The following is an 18,390-nucleotide window of genomic DNA, read 5'->3' as shown; positions in this document are numbered from 1 at the left end:
GCACGGCACTGCTACGCCCGCGCAGGTCACGCCTCCGGGGGCCGGCTGCGCATCGTGGGCTTCCGTGAGGGCCACAACGACGCCCCCTCGCCCGTCTGGACGGCCGTGCTCCGAGCCGGGCCGCCCGCGTCACTCGGCCCGCCGGTAGACGCTGAGCTGCGCCCCGGCCGGGCTGGTCGCGGTGGACTCCAGCCTGAGCGTGCGCAGCCCGCCGTCCGTCGGGAAGATCGACTTGCCGCCGCCCAGCAGCACCGGCATCACGGTCAGCCGCAGCTCGTCCACCAGGTCCGCGCTCAGCAACGCCCGCACCAGCGCCGAACTGCCCATCACCAGCAGCCTCCCGCCGTCCCCCGCGCTCAGCTCACGCACGCGCTCCACGGCCTTGTCTGCGGGGATCAACGCGCTGTTCCCCCAGGTCAGTTCGGCCTCGGCCAGGGTGCCCGAGACCACGTACTTGCGGATCGAGTTCATCCGGTCCGCGAACGGGTCCCCCGCCCGCCCCGGCCAGGCCCCCGCCATGACCTGCCAGGTCCGCCGCCCGAACAGCAGCGCGTCCGCGTCCGCCAGCGCCGCGTCGAACGCGCCCCCGACCAGCTCCGGGTCGAAGAACGCCTGCGACCACCCGCCGTGCGCAAACCCCCCGTCCGTGTCCTCCTCGGCCCCGCCGGGGGCCTGCGTGACGCCGTCGAGGCTGATGAACGAGATGACGGTGACGCTCATGGCCGGTGCTCCTGCTCTCCGCTGCGCTGTGGCTTACGTCTGTGAAGACCACGGCTCCGCCGAAAACTCATCGGTGCCCCTGCGCGGACAGGCCAGAGGCCCTGCCGCGCGGCGTGGAGGGGGTGGCGGCAGGGCCTCGGAGGGGGGAGGGAGCACTGACCATACGCCTCGGCACGGTCGGGAGCGCCTGCCGTGCACGGAGATTTTTTCGGCCGTGTGGGGGTCGGTAGCGGGGGCGCGGGGTGATGGTCAGGTCAACGTCCGGCAGCGTGTCGGCGTTGAGGACTGCGCCGAGCCCGGCGGCCTGTCGTAGCGCACTCGCGAGCAGGCCGATCTTCCGCAGGCCGCGCGCACGCTCGAACTCCCGCCAGGCCCCGGGCAGGAGAGCCGTCCCCAGGTACGAGAAGACCACGCGGGTCAGGCGAGGGAGGTCGCCCAGTCCGGTCAGGTCTTCGGTGAGGGCATCCAGTTCGAGTGCGGTGACGGGGGCGGCAGACCCGAGGCCGCGGAGCGGGGCCGCACGCCGGAGCGCAGACCCAGAGTCAGGCGCTCCGGCGAGAAGGCATCGAGGGCTCGCAGGCCCATTGCGGGGCCGGGTCGCACGGTGAGGCCGCGCAGCGGAGCATCGGCCAGCGGCGTCAGGTCCGTGACGTTCGGGCACCTCAGGTACACCTCCCGCATCGTGCGGACCGGCCGAACGCCGCGCCCGCTCGGTGAGTTCGGCGGCCGGCTTCCCGAGGTCGGCGGCCGTCAGGGTGGCCCTCGCGCCCCGGAAGGACACCAACGAGCCGATCCGCACCCGCTGTTGCCCGGCAAGGCCCGCGCCGGGGGCCTCGGTGCGGAAGAGGCGCTTGATCAGCGGGGCCACCGCGCCCGATGCGACGCGGAGCCCGATGGCCGACAGGTCCACGGCGGAAACCCCCTCCCCACGGCGTAGCGTACCGAACGCGGCGCGTCACCGGGGGCGTTGGCGAACTCAGCCCGTCGCGGCGGCCGTTGCCGCCTCGGTCGCCGCCGCCCGGTGCTCGCTGGGGGTGACGCCGCGCACCCGCTTGAACGCCGCGCTGAAGCCGAAGGGGTCGGCGTAGCCGACGCGCCGGGCGACGGAGGCGAGGGTGCGGTGCGGCTCGGCGCGCAGCAGGTCGGCGGCCAGGTCCATCCGCCAGGAGGTGAGGTAGGCCAGGGGGGACTCGCCGACGACGGCGGGGAAGCGGCGGGCGAGGGTGGTGCGGGAGACGCCGGCCTCGGCGGCGAGGGTGGCCAGCGTCCACGGACGTTCGGGCGCGGCGTGGAGGGCGCGCAGCGCCGGGCCCGCGACGTCGTCGCTCAACGCCCGGTACCAGGCGGGCGGTTCGGCCTCCGGCCGGTCGAACCAGTCGCGCAGCGTGCACACCAGCAGCCAGTCCAGCAGGCGGTCCAGCACGATCTGGCGGCCGGGCCGCCCGGCCTGTAGCTGCGCCTCCAGGTAGTCGCGCATGGCGGCGCAGTTGTGGTCGTCCGGGACGACCAGGACGCGCGGCAGTACCCGCAGCAGGCGGCGCGGCACCTCCTCGCGCACGCGGTAGGCCCCCGCCAGCAGCAGCCCGTCCCCTCCGGCCTTGAACGGCTCGGGCCCGCGCACCACCGCCGCCTCCCCCACGGTCAGCGCCCGCCCGGCCACCCGCGCCGGCCCGCGCAGCGGAACGCACAGCGTCAGCGAGGCCCCCCGCGCCAGCCCCCCCAGCGCGTCGGGCCGGGCCAGGTCGAGCAGCGCGCCGTCGGCGCGCACGCCGCGCAGGAGGTCGTCGAACGGGTCCATGGGGCCACGGTACGGCCACGCATGCGGCGCGGACGCTCGGCCATGGGCGGGGGAGGGGGCGCGGGCGGAGGCTGGGGCCATGACGAGCAACGCGAACAACGACACGGCAGCGCGGCAGGCAGGCGCCCGGGCGGGGATTCTCGTGCTGGGCGGGACGGGCAAGACGGGGCGGCGCGTGGTGGCGCGGCTGCGGCAGGGCGGTCACGAGGCGCGGGCGGCGTCCCGCTCCGGGGAGACCCGTTTCGACTGGGCGGACAAGGGGAGTTGGGAGCCCGCGCTGAAGGGCGCGCGGGCGGTGTACGTGGTGGCGCCGGACGACCCGGCGCCGGTGGGGGAGTTCGTGGACCTGGCGGTGGCCTCCGGGGCGGAGCGCCTGCTGGTGCTGTCGGGCCGCGGCATCGATCACGCGACGCCGTACGGGTTCGGCGACGGGATGGCCGAGGCGGAACGGGCGGCGCGCGCCTCGGGCGTTGCCTGGACGGTCATCCAGGCGAACAACTTCAACCAGAACTTCAGCGAGGACCTGTGGCTGGCCCCGCTGCGGGCGGGCCGCCTGGCCCTGCCGATCGGGGACGAGGTGCCCGAGCCGTTCGTGGACGTGGACGACCTCGCGGAGGCGGCGGCCCGCATCCTGGCCGCGCCCGGGGACGCACACGCGGGCGAGGTCTACGAGGTGACCGGCCCGCGCGACCTGACCTGGCGGGAGGCGACGGAGGTGATGGCGCGGGCGGCCGGGCGGGAGATCGCGTTCGAGGAGCTGTCGCCGGAGGCGTACCGGGCGCAACTGCTGGCCGAGGGCTGGCCGGAGGAGGCCGTGCGCACGCTGAACGCGCTCTTCGCCGTCCACCGCGCGGGCCACACGGCCGGCCCCGCCGACGGCGTGGAACGCGTGCTGGGCCGCCCGCCGGTGGCGTTCGAGTCCTGGGCGGAGCGTAACGCCGCGGTCTGGCGTTGACGGATTCGGCCGGTGCCGTCCGTTGGGGGACCCGCCCCCTGGAGGAACGCCCGGGGCGCACGCCCGCCCCGGGGCGTTCACCATCGGCGCCCGCCCCGGGCGTTCACCCCGCACACACCGGCCGCTCCGGCTCGTCCGGCGCGTACGCCGCCCGCTCCGCCTCCGTGAGGTCGCGGCGCAGCACCCGGCAGATCAGGGAGCGGGAGGCGTCCGCGTCCGGGTAGGCGACGTTCCACAGGCGCGTCGGCGCCAAGGCCAAGCCCCCGGCGGACGTCGCCAGCCCCGTCGCCAGGTGGGTCCCGCCGACCCCGAACGCCACGGCCGGCACTCCGACTTCGGCGTTCAGGACGGTCCTGGTGCCGCCGGTGCCCACGTCCCACAGCCGCACGGTCCCGTCGAGGCTGCCGCTGGCCAGCGTCGTGCCGTCCGGGCTGAACGCCACGGACTCCACCCAGTCCGTGTGCCCCGTCAGGGCGTCGCGCAGCCGCGCCGCCTCCGCGTCCCACAGCCGGACCGTGTCGTCGCCCGAAGCGCTGGCCAGGGCGGCGCTGTCGGGGCTGAACGCCAGGGCGTTGACGGCCCCGTCGTGCCCGGCCAGTGTCGCCGCGAAGACGGGGACGCCGGTGGTCATCTCCCACAGGGAGATCAGGCCGCCGCCGCCGTCCCCGACCGCGAGGTAGCGGCCGTCGGGGCTGTAGGCGATCGCGGTCGCGCCGCCGGTCACGCCCGTGATGGTGAAGTACGTCCGGCCCGAGGCCAGGTCCCACAGCCGCACGGTCTCGTCCTGGGAGGCCGTGGCCAGACTCCGGCCGTCCGGGGCGAACGCCACCGCGTGCACGTCGCCCGTGTGCGCGTCCAGAACCTGCCGGGAGCGGCCGGAGTCCGCCTCCCAGACGCGGGCGACCTCGTCCGTGCCCCCGGTGGCGACCAGCGCGCCGTCCGGGCTGAAGGCGACGGTGGAGAGGTCCTCCTGGCCGCGGTCCTCCAGCTCGCGCCGCCGGGCGCCTGTGGCCGGGTCCCACAGCGCCGCCCGCCCGTCCCAGCCGGCCGTGGCCAGGGTCCGGCCGTCCGGGGCGTAGGCCAGCGCCGTCACGCCCTCGAAGTGGCCGGTCAGGTCGCGCACGGGCCGCTGCGCGGTGAGGTCCCACAGGCGCGCCGCGCTGTCCCAGCCGCCCGTGACCAGGCTCCGGCCGTCCGGCGCGAAGGCCACGGCCGCGGCCACGTCCGTGTGCCCGGTCAGGGTCAGCGTGGGGGTGTCGCGCTGCACGTCCCACAGCCGCACCGAGTCGTCGGAGCCCCCGGTGGCGATCAGGCGGCCGTCCGGGCTGAAGGCCACCGCGTCGATGCTGTCGGTGTGGCCGGGCGAGAGGGACAGCAGCGTCTCGCCGCTCCCGGTGCGCCACAGCGGGACGAACAGGGCGTCGATGGCGGCGGCGAGAGTGGCGCCGTCCGGGCTGAACGCCAGGCCGTTGACGTCCGCGGCCACGCCCGAGGACAGGACGAGGCGGGCCTCGCCCGCGGCCGGGTCCCACAGCACCACGGAGTCGTCGGTGCTCCCGCTGGCCAGGGTGGCCCCGTCCGGGCTCCACGCGACGGCCTGCACGCTCTCGGTGTGGCCGTCCGGGAGGACGGTGGGCGCCTCCTCGCCCGCCCGGCCGCCGTCGACGGCCCAGATCCGGACGGTGGCGTCCGTGCTGCCGCTGGCCAGCGCGGTGCCGTCCGGGCTGAACGCCAGCGCGCGCACCCAGCCGGTGTGGCCGCGCAGGGTGGCGGTGTGCTCGCCGGTGGCCGTGTTCCACAGGAAGACGGTTTCGTCGTTCGAGGCCGTGGCCAGGGTGGTGCCGTCCGGGCTGAACGCCACCGCGTTGACGCCGTCGCCGTGGCCGGTGAGGGTGCGCAGCTCGCGGCCGGTGGCCGCGTCCCAGAGGCGGGCGGCGCTGTCGTTGGAGGCGGTGGCGACCACCTCGCCGTCCGGGCTGTACGCCACGGCGTTGACGTTGTCCGGGTGGGAGAGCAGGGAGCGCAGCGGGGTGGTGGCGGCGCGCAGCAGGGCCAGCGTGGCCTCGTCGGTGGGGGAGGTGCGGTGGGCGCGGGCCGCGAGGAGGGCCGCGAGGTCGGGGTTGGTGTCCATCAACGCCGTCGCCAGGGCAGCGAGTTGGCGGGAGTCGGCCTCCTCCTCGGCGGCGGTGGCGGAGCGCCGTTCGAGGAAGGCGAGCCCGCCGGCGACGAGGGCGAGGGCCAGCAGAGCCGCCAGGACGGCGGTGAGGGCGCGGGCGCGGCGGGCGGCGGAGCGTTGCCTGGCGCGGCTGCGGGCCACGAACTCGGCTATCTCCTCGGGCAGTCCGCGCTCCCGCGCCCAGGTCACGCCGTCCGCGAGGACGGTGCCCTGGAGGAGGTCGCCGGGGCTGTCGCCGCTGCGCCGCCAGCGCGCGTGCCGCTCCTGGGCGACGTCCAGCCAGTCCTTGAACGCCCGGTCGTCGGCCACCCAGGCGCGCAGCTCCGGCCAGTCGCGGATCAGCGTCTCGTGAATCAGCTCGGCGGTGGGGCGCTCGGGGGCGCCGCCGGGGCCCTCGTTGGAGCGCGTGACGACGAGGCGGCGGCGGACGAGGGCGTCCAGGACCGTGTCGAAGGCGGCGTCGTCCCCGGCGGCGGCATCGGCCGAACGGCCGTCCTCGGCGCGGTCGTTGGGCGAACGGCCCTTCTGGGTGCGGTCGTTGGGCGAACGGCCGTCGCGGGCGTCACTCTCGGGTGAACGGCCCCGCTGGGCGCGGAGGTCGAGGGCGCGACGGAGACCGGTGCGGCCCTGCGGGGCGCCTTCGTCCGTCGCGGGCGCGGCGCGCGCCGCGAGGGCGCGCAGGTCGTCCAGCGGGACCTGCTGGCGGGTGGCGGGCACGGCACGGTCCGGGTCGCCCGGCCGGACCAGGGCGGTCAACAGCCGCCGGGCGATGAGGCGTTGATCCTCGTCCAGCGGGGTCAGGGCCCCGTCGCACCACGTCCTGAGCGCGCCGGTGATCCCGCCGATGCGCTCGTAGGCCGCGTGCGTCAGCTCGTCCGCGCGGCGGGCCTCCCAGAGCTGGACGAGGGTGAGCGCGAGCACGGGCAGCACCGTCACCGGGGCCTGCCGGTCGTCGCGCCCGCCGGGCGCGGAGGTCAGCAGGTCGCCGACGATCCGTTCGAGCAGGTCGTCCTCCAGGCGGCCCCCGGCGGCCTCGGCCGGGGCGCGGATCATGGCGCGCAGCTCGGGGACGCTCAGGGCGTCGCGGACGTGGACCGTGCCGGGCTGCACGGCCTCCAGCAGCGGGCGGCCGAGCGCGGCCAGCCGGGGGTAGAAGTCGTCGCGCAGGACGAGGACCAGGCCCACGCCCGGGGCCGCGGCGGCCTCGGCCAGATCCGCCGGCGCCCCCGCCGCGCTCCCCTCGTCACCGAACAGCTCCTCGGCCTGGTCGACGACCAGCAGGAGGCGGGTGGCGGTGGGCTCGGCGGCCAGACGGCGGGCGGCGGCCTCCGCGATGCCCGCCTCGGCCGCGCCGGCCAGCCCCGCGCGTTCCAGCTCGGCGGCCAGGTCCCGGCGGGGGCGGGCCAGGACGGTGATCCAGCGGTCCGAGCCGGGCGGCCCGGCGGCCCCCGCCAGCGCGGGGAGCAGACCGGCCTGCACCAGCGAGGACTTGCCGGAGCCCGAGGGCCCGAGCAGCAGCACCCGGCGGTGGCGGCCCAGGGCCCGCAGCACGTCCTCCACCACCGCCTCGCGGCCGTGGAACCACTGGGCATCCCGCCGGGTGAACGGCCCCAGGCCCCGATAGGGAGCGGGCGGTCCCGTCAGGCCGGGCCAGGCGGCGCGCAGCGTCTCGGCGGCGGTGGCGAACGCGACGCCCAAGCCCCGGAGTTGGCGGTCGGGGCGGGTGATGGCCGTGACCATGCCGATCACCAGGCCGGTGGACCGGTCCACCAGGGGGCCGCCGCTGAAGCCGCTGGCCAGCTCGTTGGCCCGGGTCACCTGGAGCAGCCCGCGGTCGTTCCCGCGCTCCTCGTCCCGCTCCCCTCCCCGCTCCTCCTCCGGGCCGGCGGGCAGCAGGTCGCCGGCCACGCCGTAGCCGAACCGGCCGCCCGGCGGCGCCTGTTCGGGGAATCCGAAGGAGGCCACCCGGTGCCCCGCGCTCCCCGCCGCCGAGCCCAGGGTCAACGGCCGTGCCTCGGGCGGAACGCCGGCCAGCCGCAGCACGGCGACGTCCTCCGCCTCCGGGTCCCGCCACGCGCCCTCCAGCACCTCGGCGCGTCGCCGCGGCGCCCCGGGGAGCTGCGAGAAGCGCACCTCCGCCTCGTCCCCGGGCCCCAGCCCGGCCAGAAGCGCCACGTGCGCACAGGTGACCACCAGGCCCGGCCCCGCGAGGAACCCGGCGCCCACGGGCTGCTCGCCGTCCTCGGCGAGCACCTGGACCACGGCCGCCCGGACGGCGGCGGCGAGCGGCGAGGAGGCGGCCGGGCGCCCGGGAATCTCGTCCTCGGTGCCGTGCGCGTCGTCCACCTCGGCACCCCCCGGCGTCCACGTGTGCGGGAAGTGTAGCGCCGGGCCGGGCGTCCGGCGGCCGTTGGCGAACAGCCCGTCCGCGGACGGGCGTTGACCCCGCGGCGAGGGGCCGCCGCCCGGCGCGGGGAAAGAATCCCGCCCCGGGCGGCGGGGCCAGGGGGACGGACCCTAGAGCGCCCCGGCGACCATGCGGGCCACGGCGGCCTGGCCGGCGGCCGTGGGGTGGACGGGGGAGCCGCCGGCCACGGGGAAGGGGCCCTCGACCCACTTCTTCCAGGGCAGCGCGCACGCGTCGTGGCCGCGGACCTCGCCGGGGTTGACGAACGTCGCGCCCGCCGCCTGCGCCCGCGCGCCGAGCATGTCGTTCAAGTGCCGCTGCACGCCGTTGAGATAGGGCACGTCGCCCACGGAGATCGGCACGAACGGCCAGCAGCCCAGCGCCGGGGGCAGGATGCGCAGGTAGCCGACGACGACCACCTCGGCGCCGGGGGCGCGCTCCTCGATGGCGGCCAGTACGGCGTCGATCTCGTCGGCGGTGGCGTCGATGGTCTCCGCGAGCCGGTCGGTCCCGCCCTCGGTGTAGCGGCTCTCGCAGGGCGAGCCCAGGGGGTTGAGCAGGCTGTCGGTGCCGCAGGCCGCGACGATGGAGCCGAAGCCGATGTCGTTGCCGCCGATGGTCAGCGTCACCAGGTCGGTGTCGGGCGTCAGGCTTCCCACCTGGGAGGCGAGCACGCCGCCGGTGACCGCCCCGGCGCAGGTCGCGTCCGTGAACTCGGTCGGCCGCAGGCGTTCGGCAAGCAGGGAGGGGTAGTTGTCCGTGGAACGGACGCAACCGGTCACGGGGTCGGTGTAGTTGTCGGCCGTGGAGCCCAGCGAGGCGTAGGAGTCGCCGAGCGCGACGTAACGTCCGAGGCGCGCGTCGGCGGGCTCCTCCGCGCCGGCGGGGGCGGCCACGAGACCGCCGGCCAGGCCGGCGAGCCCGAGCACCAGGGCGGCAAGGCGAGATCTTCGCAGGGGCAAGCGCATGGGGGCCTCCTCTTACCGGTCGGTAGCAAGGAGTTATGCCCCCAGCGGCAATGCCGCGTCAACGGTGCGGACCCGCCGGCCCGCGACGCGCTCACCGCCCTGCGCGCGCCCGGCTGCCCCCGCGCACCGCAGGCACCGTGCGCCCCGGGGGCACCGTGCGCCCCGCGTTCGCGCAGTGCGTGCCGCGCCGGGGGCGCCGACCCGCGCGCGGCGGCGCCCCGCCGGCAGGGCGCGTGGCGGCGGGGGAGGCGCCCGCCCGGCGTCAGGGACGGGGCCCGGGCGGGGTCAGGTCGTGCCGGGGAGGCGGTAGCGGCCGTCGGGGAGGCGTTCGGCGAGGCCGTCGCTGATCAGGCCGCCGAGGGCGCGGGCCCGTTGTTCCGGCTCGTGCCACACCCGGTCCAGGACGGCGCGGTCCACCGGGGCGGCGGCCTCGCGCAGCACGGCCAGGAGCTTGCCGCGCACCTGACGGTCCGTCCCGGCGTAGGTCTGGCCGCGGCGCGGCGGGCCCTGGTGGGCCGGGGAGCCGGCCTGCCGCCAGGCGCACAGGTCCGTCAGCGGGCAACGGCCGCACTCCGGCGTGCGCGCCGTGCACAGCAGGGCGCCCAGCTCCATCGTGGCCGCGGCCCAGCGCGCGGCGGTGGCCGGCTCCTCGGGCAGCAGCATCCGGGCCAGCTTGCGCTCGGCCGCGGTGGTGGCGTTCGGCGGGAACTCCGTCCCCGAGACCGCGCGGGCGAAGACCCGGCGGACGTTGGTGTCCAGCACCGCGTGCCGCTGCCCGTAAGCGAAGGAGGCCACGGCCGCGGCCGTGTACTCCCCGATCCCGGGCAGGGCCAGTAGCTGGTGGTGGTCGGTGGGGACCTCGCCGCCGTGCCGTTCCGCTATGGCCGCCGCGGCGCTGTGCAGGCGCAGGGCGCGGCGCGGGTAGCCGAGCCGGCCCCAGGCGCGGACCGCCTCGCCGGGCGGTTCGGCGGCCAGGTCGGCCGGGCGCGGCCAGCGGCGCAGCCACTCCTCGTAGACCGGCAGCACGCGGCTGACCGGGGTCTGCTGGAGCATGAACTCGCTGACCATCACGCCCCAGGCGCCCGCCTCGGGGCGGCGCCAGGGCAGGTCACGGGCGTTCCGTCCGAACCACTCGATGACGGGGGCGTGCAGGGCGGTGGCCGCGGGCGCCGTGGCGCTCGGCGGCGGGCCCGGGGCGGTGCCGGGGGCGTTCGTCGCAGTCGTCGCTGTCGTCGCAGTCATGGCAAGGGCGATCCTGGCACGGCGGGCGCACGGCACAAAGCGGCCCGCGTTTCGCGCGTGTTGACGCGTGTTGACGCGCCCTTGGGCGGGGGCGGGTTGCGGGGTTGGGGGCCACGGCGTGACGGAAGTCTCGTAAGGTTTCCGGCGTGGGATCGCTGCGCACTCCGGTCGGGCCGTTGCCGTCGTCCATCTACTGGCGACGCAGGGCCGTCGTGCTGCTGCTGATCGCGGTCGTCGTGCTGCTGGTCGTCTGGGCGCTGCGCTCCACCGGGGGCGGCGGCGGGAACGAGGACCCGGCGGGCCGCGACGACTCCGCGGGCGGGCCCGCGGAGTCCATCACGCCGGGGCCGACGCCCTCCGAGTCCCTGATCGACGAGCGGCCCGGCGGCCGGGAGGATCCCTCGGACGAGGAGGAGCCAGGGTCCGGCGGCTCGGACGGCGAGGACGGGTCGGACGGGTCCGGCGGCGGCCCGGGCGGGGCGGGCGGCGAGGACGCCCCGGGCGCGGGGAGCGGCGAGGCGGGGGGCGACGCGGGCGGCGGCGGCCTCGACCCGGCGGGGGTCCCGGCCTGCGGGGAGGGCGCGCTGACGCTCTCGCTGCGCAGCGACGCCAACGTCTACGCCCCGGGCGAGGAGCCCGAGCTGCGGCTGACGGTCCAGAACGAGGAGGACGCGGCCTGCCGTGTGGACTTCGGGCACCGGGCGCTGCGGATCACCCTGGCGGACGCCGAGGACGAGCCCGTCTGGTCCTCCGATGACTGCCCGAGCGGCGCGGCCGGCGCCCCCCGCGTGATCCCGGCCGGCGAGTCCGCCACGCACACCGTCACCTGGGACCGCGCGCCCTCGGCCGACGGCTGCGGCGGCCCCGAGGCCGGACCCGGCACGTACCTGGCCGAGGCCCGCCTGTCCGGCCACCAGGAGGTCCGCACCTCCTTCCGCCTCGACGAGGACTGAGCCCGCCCCCGCGCGGCGGGCACGTGGCCCGACGCGGCGGGCAGCCGTGACCGCGTCCCGCCCGCCCGCCCGCGACACGCCCGTTCCCGGGTGGCCTGCCGGTGCCCCGGCCGTTCCGCGCGGCACCCTGGACCCGCGCCCGGAGCCGACGCCGGGCGCGGACGGGCGTCAGGGCTGCGAAGGGACGTGCGGAGTGGTCCAGGGACGGGACGGTCGGCCGCGACCTCCGCGGCGAGACCCCGGGAGCCGCGGGCGTTCGCGGGTCGGAGGGGACGCGTAGTGCCCGGACGTGACCTGCCGCCCGGGGGGCTCGACCGCTCGGAGGGCTTCGGCGAACGGCTGCTCGGACTGCTGCTGGACCGGGCGCACGAGATGCCGCCGCAGATGATCGGTCCCCTGATCGCCGAGGAGGTCGCCACCATCGGCGGCCGGGACGTGTCCATCCTGCTCCAGGACTACAGCCAGCTCTTTCTGGTACCGCTGTCCGGGCGCCGGCTGACCGTCGGCGAACCGCAGCCGATCACCGGCACGGATGTCGGCGCGGCCTTCCTGCTCGGGAAGACCGTCGAGACGGCGGAGGCGGACGGCGTCCGGATGCACCTGCCGCTGCTGGACGGCAGCGACCAGGTGGGCGTCATGTCCCTCACCCTGGAAACCGTCGAGGACGACGACCGGCGCCTGCTGCGCCGCCTCGCGGGCCTGGTCGCCGACATGCTGGTGACCAAGCACAGTTACACCGACGAGTTCTTCCTGGTGCGCCGCCGCCGGCCGATGAGCGTGCCGGCCGAGATCCAGTGGTCCCTGCTGCCGCCGCTCGCCATGACCGTTCCGCAGGCCGCCGTGGCCGGAATCCTGGAGCCCGCCTACCGGGTCGCCGGCGACAGCTTCGACTACGCGCTCAACGGCGACATCCTGCACTTCGCCATGATCGACGCCATGGGCCACGGGCTGGACGCCGCCACCATGGCGACCGTGGCCATCGGGGCCTACCGCCACGCCAGGCGCGCGGGCATCGGCCTGTCCGAAATCTACGCGTTCATGGACCGGGCCATCGCCGGCCAGTTCGGGCCCGACCACTTCGTCACCGCGCAGATGATGCGGCTGGACATCACCACCGGTCACCTGGAGTGGGTCAACGCCGGCCACCCCGCGCCGCTCCTCATCCGCGACGGCCGGGTCGTCCGGCAGTTGGAGGGCCCGACGACCCTGCCGGTCGGCTTCGGCGGCGAGGAACCGGAGATCAGCGAGCTGGTCCTGGAACGCGGCGACCGGCTGATGTGCTTCACCGACGGGGTGATCGAGGAGCATGAGGAGGGAGGAGAGGAGTTCGGCATCGCGCAGCTCATCCACTGGGTCAACCACGCCGGCTGTCCGGAAGGGGGCGTGCGGGCGCTGGTGCGTCTCATCTCCCACACGCTCATGGGGAAGCGGGGCGGCAGGACCAGCGATGACGCCACCCTCTTCCTGGTCGAGTGGCGCGGCGGCACCGCCGACCACCTGGCCAGCCTGCGCTGAGCCGCTGAGCCGCTGAGCCGCTGAGCCGTCGCGGCTCGGACCGGCCGGGCCGGGCCGCGTGCTGGGGCGTTCAGACGTAGCGTTCGAGGATCGAGGACTCGGCCAGGCGGGAGAGGCCCTCGCGGACGGAGCGCGCGCGGGTCTCGCCCACGCCGTCCACGGCCTGGAGGTCGTCCACGCTCGCGGCCAGCAGCTTCTGCAGGCCGCCGAAGTGGTCCACCAGCCGGTCGATGACCAGGCCGGGCAGGCGCGGCACCTTCGCCAGCAGGCGGAAGCCGCGCGGCGAGACGGCCGCGTCCAGCGCCTCGGGCGTGCCGCTGTGGCCCAGGGAACGCGCGACCAGGGGCAGTTCGAGCAGCTCGGCGTGGCCGAGGGCGTCCAGGTCGGCCAGGGCGGTGCCCACCCGGCGGGAGCGCTTGGCGGCGGCCGAGTCCGGCAGGTAGTCGCGGACGATCAAATGCCGCTCCGGCTCCACGCCCGCGATCAGCTCGTCCAGCTGGAGCGAGAGCAGCCGCCCGTCCGTGCCCAGCTCCACCACGTACTCGGCGATCTCGGCGGCGATCCGGCGCACCATCTCCAGGCGCTGCGCGACCGCCGCCACGTCCCGCACGGTGACCAGGTCCTCGATCTCCAGCGCGGAGAGGGTGCCGGTCACCTCGTCCAGACGGAGCTTGTACCGCTCCAGGGTGGCCAGCGCCTGGTTCGCCCGGGAGAGGATCGCGCCCGAGTCCTCCAGCACCCGCCGCTGGCCGTCCACGTACAGCGCGACCAGCCGCATCGACTGGCTGACCGAGACCACCGGGAAGCCGGTCTGGATGGAGACCCGCTGGGCCGTGCGGTGCCGCGTGCCGGTCTCCTCGGTGGCGATGCTCGGGTCGGGCACCAGCTGCACCCCGGCGCGGACGATGCGGGAGATGTCCCGGTCCACGATCACCGCGCCGTCCAGCTTGCACAGCTCCCGCAGGCGCGTCGCCGTGAACTCCACGTCCAGGACGAAGCCGCCCGTGCACAGCGACTCCACCGTGCGGTCCACGCCGAGCACGATCAGGCCGCCGGTGTTCCCCCGGAGGATGCGCTCCAGGCCGTCCCGCAGCTGGGTCCCGGGCGCCACCGCGCTCAGCGCGGCCCGCAGCAGGCTGCCGGCCTCGCCGCCCGCGGAGCCCGCGCCCGCACCCCCGGCCCTGCCCGGACTCGCCGGCCGGTCGCTGGCTGCCATGCGTCCTCCGCGGGATGAGTCTGCGCTCGGGTACACCGGAGTCTACCGGCGCACCTCCTCGGGGGGCCGTGCGTCGCCGCGCGCGGGCAGCACCCGCAGGGCCTCGCCGATGTCGGCTACCTCCCGCACCCGCATCCCCGCGGGCGCCCCGCCCGAGTCCGCCGGGACCAGGGCGTGCGTGAAGCCCAGCCGCGCCGCCTCCGACAGCCGCCGCTGCACGCCCGTCACCCGGCGCACCTCCCCGGCCAGGCCCACCTCCCCGATGGCCACCAGGTTCTTCGGCAGGGGCGTGTCCGCGGCGGCGCTGGCCAGGGCCAGGGCGACGGCCAGGTCGGCGGCCGGCTCCGACAGGCGCACGCCGCCGACGGTCGCCGTGTAGATGTCGTGCTTGCCCAGGGCCGTTATCCGGCCGCGCTGCTCCAGCACGGCCAGCATCATCGACACCCGGGAGGTCTCGAGCCCGGAGGTGGTCCGCCGGGGCGAGGGGATCTGGCTGTCCACCGTCAGCGACTGCACCTCGGCCACCAGCGGCCTGCGGCCCTCAAGGGTCACGGTCAGGCAGGTGCCGGGCACGGGCTCGTCGCGGCGGGTCAGGAACAGGCCCGAGGGGTCGGCCAGCGAGGTGATCCCGGAGTCGTGGAGCTCGAAGCAGCCGACCTCGTCGGTCGCGCCGTACCGGTTCTTCACGCCGCGGACCAGGCGCAGGCGGGCGTGCCGGTCGCCCTCGAAGTGCAGCACCACGTCGACCAGGTGCTCCAGCAGCCGGGGGCCCGCGATGGCCCCGTCCTTGGTGACGTGGCCGACCAGCAGGGCGGACATGCCCCGCTCCTTGGCCGCCCGGATCACCGCCCCCGCCACCTCCCGCACCTGCGCGACCCCGCCGGGCGCGCCGTCCACCTCGCCCGAGGCCACCGTCTGCACCGAGTCCAGCACCAGCAGGGAGGGCTTGACCGCGTCCAACTGGCCCAGGATCGAGCCCAGATCGGTCTCCGCCGCCAGATACAGGTGGTCGCGCACCGCGCCGATCCGGTCCGCCCGCAGCCGGACCTGGGCGGCCGACTCCTCGCCCGTGACGTACAGCGTGCGGTGGGACTCGGAGGCGGCCTTGGCCGCCACGTCCAGCAGCAGCGTCGACTTCCCCACGCCCGGCTCGCCCGCGAACAGCACCACCGCGCCCGGCACCAGGCCGCCGCCCAGCACCCGGTCCAGCTCCGGAACGCCCGTGCCCCGCGCGGCCATCCGCGCCCCGTCCACCTGCCCGATGGGCAGGGCCGGGGAGGCCACCCGCGCGGCCGGGACCGTCCGCACCGCCGGGGCGCCGCCGACCTCCTCGACCGTGCCCCAGGCGTGGCACTCGGGGCAGCGGCCCAGCCACTTCCCCGTGGTCCAGCCGCACTCGGAGCACCGGTACGCCGGTCGGTCTGCTGCTTTGCGCGCCATGCCGGGAACGCTACCGGCACCCACTGACAGCTCCTGACGGCGCCGGGTTCCGGGCCGGGCCGCCCCTTCACCCGATAGGAGGAACATCGCCGGTGTGGCTCGGGCCCGCGCCCTCCGGGCGCCTACCGTCGCCAAAGTGAGCACCCGCAGCCGCGACCGGTCCTCGACCACCGCGCCCACCCCCGCGCGTCCCCGCTCCGCCAGGTCATCCTCCCGGCGGTCCGCCCGCACCGGCCAGGCCCGCCGCCCCTACGAGGACGCCCACCTGGACGGGCTGTTCACCTACTGCCTGTCCGTCATGTGCGAGCACGACGCGGCCACCGCCGCGCTCGGGGAGGCCCTCGCGCTCGCGGAGCGGCAGGACGAGCGCGGGCGCCGCCCCGCCGACCCGGCCGCCCAGCGCGCCTGGCTCTACGCCCTCGCCCGCTGGGCCTGCCTGCGGCGCCTGGCGGCCCGCGGCGGGCGCGACGAGCCCCCGGCCGCCCCGCTCGCCGCCGACGAGGAGGACGCCAGGCGGCGCCGCCGCGAGTTGGCCGCGCTCTCCTGGGCCGAGGCGGCCGGCACCACCCCCGAGCAGCGGGAGGCCCTGGAGCTGGCGGTGCGTCACCAGCTCACCGCCGCCGAGGTCGCCCAGGTGCTGCGGCTCTCCGGCCAGGCCGCGCAGGAGCTGCTGACCGGTGCCGCCCGCGAGGTGGACCGCACGCGCGCCGCGCTGGCCGCCGTGGACGCCGCCGGCTGTCCGGCCGCCGCGGCGCTCGCCGGGGACGACCGGCGCCTGCTGCTGGGTCCCTCGCTGCGCGGCGAGCTGCTGCTGCACGTCGAGCAGTGCCCCACCTGCCGCCTGATCGCCCGCCGCGCCCAGGCGGGCGGCGGCGCGCCCGGCACGCCGTTCGCCGGCTCCTCGCGGCTGACAGTGCTCGCGGCGCCCCGCCCGGCCGTTCACGCCGCCCGGCTGGCCATCCGCCGCGCCCGCGCCCAGCACACCCCGCGCTACGACCGCGCCGGCTTCCCCGTCGCGGACCGCGACCGCGCCGCCTCCCGGGCCCGGCTGCGCAGCCGCGCGGTCACCACGACCGTGGTCGCCACGGTCATCGCCGCCCCCGTGCTCGCCCTGTGGGCGGCCTGGCGGGAGGCCCCGGCGGTCGGCGAGGGCACCGGCGCGGACGGCGCCGCCGCCGCGGCCCAGGACGACGCCGGGTACGACCCGGACGGCGGCACCGGCGAGTACCCCTACGAGCCCGCCGGGCGCGCCGGCTCGGGCGGGGAGGGCGCCGGGGGCGAGGCGCGCGACGAGCGGGAGGGCGCCGGCGCGCGGGAGCGCGAGCCGGAGGGCGCCGCCTCGGCCGCGCCGGGGCAGGCCGCGCAGGGCGGCTCCCAGGGCGGCTCCGGTGGCGGGTCCGCGCCCTCCAGCGCCCCCGGGCGGCTGACGGCGGACGCGGTCCCCACGGACACCGGCACCCGCATCACCCTGGTCGCCTCCGGCGGCGCGCCCGTGGACTGGACGGCCTCGGCGGATGTCGCCTGGCTCAGCCTCAGCCGCTCCTCGGGCACGCTGCGGCCGGGCGAGATGGCCGTCATCGAGGCCCGCGTGGACCCCGAGGGCGAGCCGGCCGGCCCCTGGCAGGCCCGCATCACCATCGAGCCGGCCGCCGCCGTCATCACCGTCGAGGGCAACGGCCCCGAGGACCCCGCGCCCACCCCCGAACCCGAGCCGACCCGCCCCCCGGAGGAGCCCACCGACCCACCGCCGGGCGGCGACCCGGCGCCCGAGGGGTCCTGAGCACCGCTGCGCGCGTCGGCGCCGGTGGCCCGCGGGCGTGCGTGGGGACCCCCAGGAAGCGCAGGGGGAACGGCGGGCGGCGCAGCGGGCGTTCCGGGCGTTCGGGCCGGGCCGGAGCCGCCCGGCCGGGAGGCGCGGCGTCCGGCGCCTGCGGCGAGCGGTCCGCGCCGTGCCGGGAGCCCGGTGGGCCGGGGCGTGGGAACGCACGCGGCTCCGGGCGTTCCGGTGGGGCCGGACGGGCCGGTCAGTCCGTGCCCGTCAGGTGGTGCTGAACGACCGGGGCGAGGCGTCGGACCAACTCCTCGGCCGGGATGGCGGCCAGGGGCTCGACCCGCAGCACGTACCGCAGCAGCGCCACGCCGACGAGTTGCGCGGCGGCCAGCTCGGCGCGCAGCTCCGCGTCCGGAGCGTCCAGGCCGCCGGCCACCCGGGAGAGCAGCTCCCCGGCGACGAAGCGCCGCAGGATGGCCGCGGCCGTGTCGTTGTTCATGGCCGAGCGGAGGATGGCGACCAGGGGGGCGCGGCCCTCGGGATTCTCCCAGATGCCGAAGAACAGCCGCGTGAAGGACTCCCCGAACTCCTGCGCGGCGAATCTCGCCTCCGCGTCGAGCCCCTGCGTGGCGGGCGCCGCCGCGGAGGCCACGGCCGCGGCGAAGACCTGCTCCTTGGTCCCGAAGTAGTGATGCACGAGGGCGGGGTTGACGTCGGCGCCCCGCGCGATGGCCCGGATCGAGGCCCGGTCATAGCCGCTCCCGGCGAACTCGGCCCGCGCGGACGCCAAGATGCGCTCCCGCGCCCCCGGCCCCCCGGCGGCCTCGGCCCGCGAGGGCCGCCCCCGCCGCCGTGTCGCTGGCGCGACGGCCCTGGCCGCGGACGTGGGACTGGCCCCGGACGCTGCCCCGGTGCCGGTGCCGGTGCCGGCCGCGGTCCCGGGCCTGGCCCTTGCCCCGGAGGCGGTCTGGGGCCCGTTCGCGGTCTCGGTCCCGGTCCCGGAGGCGGTCTGGGGGCCGTTCGCGGTCTCGGTCCCGGTCCCGGAGGCGGCCTGGGGGCCGTCCACGGAGTCGGCTTCTGCCCTTGCCCCGGAGGCGGTCTGGGGCCCGTCCGCGGGCCCGGTCTCGGCTCCGGCCCTGGTCCCGGCCCGAGCACGGGGTTCCGGCGGGGTCCGCGTATCGGCCTTGGCCTGCGGCCCGGGCGCGCTCTCGGCGGCGGCGCCGGACTCG

The 18,390-nt window shown here is 77.2% G+C and carries 13 protein-coding genes; 4 read left to right on the top strand and 9 right to left on the bottom strand.

The genetic code is table 11. From position 1 onward, the window contains the following. Positions 1-129 precede the first annotated feature (129 nt). From RM780_RS18420 to RM780_RS18415, 3 genes are all read right to left on the bottom strand, one after another. Positions 130-720 carry a dihydrofolate reductase family protein gene (locus tag RM780_RS18420; protein WP_311631869.1) on the bottom strand — a complete coding sequence of 197 codons (591 nt, stop codon included), beginning with the start codon at positions 718-720 and terminating at the stop codon, positions 130-132. A 67-nt stretch (positions 721-787) separates the two neighbouring features. Then, positions 788-1,630 carry an NACHT N-terminal Helical domain 1-containing protein gene (locus RM780_RS27855; RefSeq protein WP_394813008.1) on the bottom strand — a complete coding sequence of 281 codons (843 nt, stop codon included), beginning with the start codon at positions 1,628-1,630 and terminating at the stop codon, positions 788-790. Between the two features lie 66 nt (positions 1,631-1,696). Further along, positions 1,697-2,518, bottom strand: a complete 822-nt coding sequence (locus RM780_RS18415) for a helix-turn-helix transcriptional regulator (protein WP_311631868.1) — start codon at positions 2,516-2,518, stop codon at positions 1,697-1,699. A 79-nt stretch (positions 2,519-2,597) separates the two neighbouring features. Here RM780_RS18415 and RM780_RS18410 point away from each other — a divergent pair, with 79 nt between their 5' ends. Continuing rightward, a complete protein-coding gene (locus RM780_RS18410; RefSeq protein ID WP_311631867.1) occupies positions 2,598-3,473 on the top strand; it encodes an NmrA family NAD(P)-binding protein in 876 nt (291 codons plus the stop codon). Between the two features lie 103 nt (positions 3,474-3,576). Here the strand turns inward: RM780_RS18410 and RM780_RS18405 are convergent, their stop codons facing one another. From RM780_RS18405 to RM780_RS18395, 3 genes are all read right to left on the bottom strand, one after another. Continuing rightward, entirely contained in the window at positions 3,577-7,995 is a 4,419-nt protein-coding gene (locus RM780_RS18405) for an nSTAND1 domain-containing NTPase (protein ID WP_311631866.1), read from the bottom strand. Positions 7,996-8,166: 171 nt separating this feature from the next. Beyond that, a complete protein-coding gene (locus RM780_RS18400; RefSeq protein ID WP_311631865.1) occupies positions 8,167-9,024 on the bottom strand; it encodes an SGNH/GDSL hydrolase family protein in 858 nt (285 codons plus the stop codon). Positions 9,025-9,309: 285 nt separating this feature from the next. Further along, the gene (locus RM780_RS18395; protein ID WP_311631864.1) at positions 9,310-10,266 is read right to left on the bottom strand and encodes an HhH-GPD family protein; all 957 of its coding nucleotides are present in this window, start codon (positions 10,264-10,266) and stop codon (positions 9,310-9,312) included. A gap of 146 nt (positions 10,267-10,412) precedes the next feature. Between RM780_RS18395 and RM780_RS18390 the strand changes: the two genes are divergently transcribed. Both RM780_RS18390 and RM780_RS18385 read left to right on the top strand, forming a co-directional pair. Then, positions 10,413-11,219 (top strand): hypothetical protein, encoded by an 807-nt coding sequence (locus tag RM780_RS18390; protein ID WP_311631863.1) that lies wholly within the window; start codon positions 10,413-10,415, stop codon positions 11,217-11,219. A gap of 279 nt (positions 11,220-11,498) precedes the next feature. Next, entirely contained in the window at positions 11,499-12,734 is a 1,236-nt protein-coding gene (locus RM780_RS18385; RefSeq protein WP_311631862.1) for a PP2C family protein-serine/threonine phosphatase, read from the top strand. 70 nt (positions 12,735-12,804) lie between these two features. Here RM780_RS18385 and disA read toward each other — a convergent pair whose 3' ends face one another. Next, the gene (gene disA, locus RM780_RS18380; protein WP_311631861.1) at positions 12,805-13,950 is read right to left on the bottom strand and encodes a DNA integrity scanning diadenylate cyclase DisA; all 1,146 of its coding nucleotides are present in this window, start codon (positions 13,948-13,950) and stop codon (positions 12,805-12,807) included. 42 nt (positions 13,951-13,992) lie between these two features. Further along, positions 13,993-15,390, bottom strand: coding sequence for a DNA repair protein RadA (gene radA / locus RM780_RS18375; protein WP_311631860.1), 1,398 nt, complete (start codon positions 15,388-15,390; stop codon positions 13,993-13,995). Positions 15,391-15,526: 136 nt separating this feature from the next. Between radA and RM780_RS18370 the strand changes: the two genes are divergently transcribed. Further along, positions 15,527-17,170 carry a BACON domain-containing protein gene (locus RM780_RS18370; protein ID WP_311631859.1) on the top strand — a complete coding sequence of 548 codons (1,644 nt, stop codon included), beginning with the start codon at positions 15,527-15,529 and terminating at the stop codon, positions 17,168-17,170. Positions 17,171-17,414: 244 nt separating this feature from the next. Here RM780_RS18370 and RM780_RS18365 read toward each other — a convergent pair whose 3' ends face one another. Further along, positions 17,415-17,951, bottom strand: a complete 537-nt coding sequence (locus tag RM780_RS18365) for a TetR/AcrR family transcriptional regulator (protein ID WP_394813007.1) — start codon at positions 17,949-17,951, stop codon at positions 17,415-17,417. Positions 17,952-18,390 lie beyond the last annotated feature (439 nt).

The sequence above is a fragment of the Streptomyces boetiae genome, from assembly GCF_031845405.1.
Taxonomy (GTDB): Bacteria; Actinomycetota; Actinomycetes; order Streptomycetales; family Streptomycetaceae; genus Streptomyces; species Streptomyces boetiae.
The sequence above is the reverse complement of the archived record's forward strand: the minus strand, read 5'-3'. Positions and strand labels throughout refer to the sequence as shown.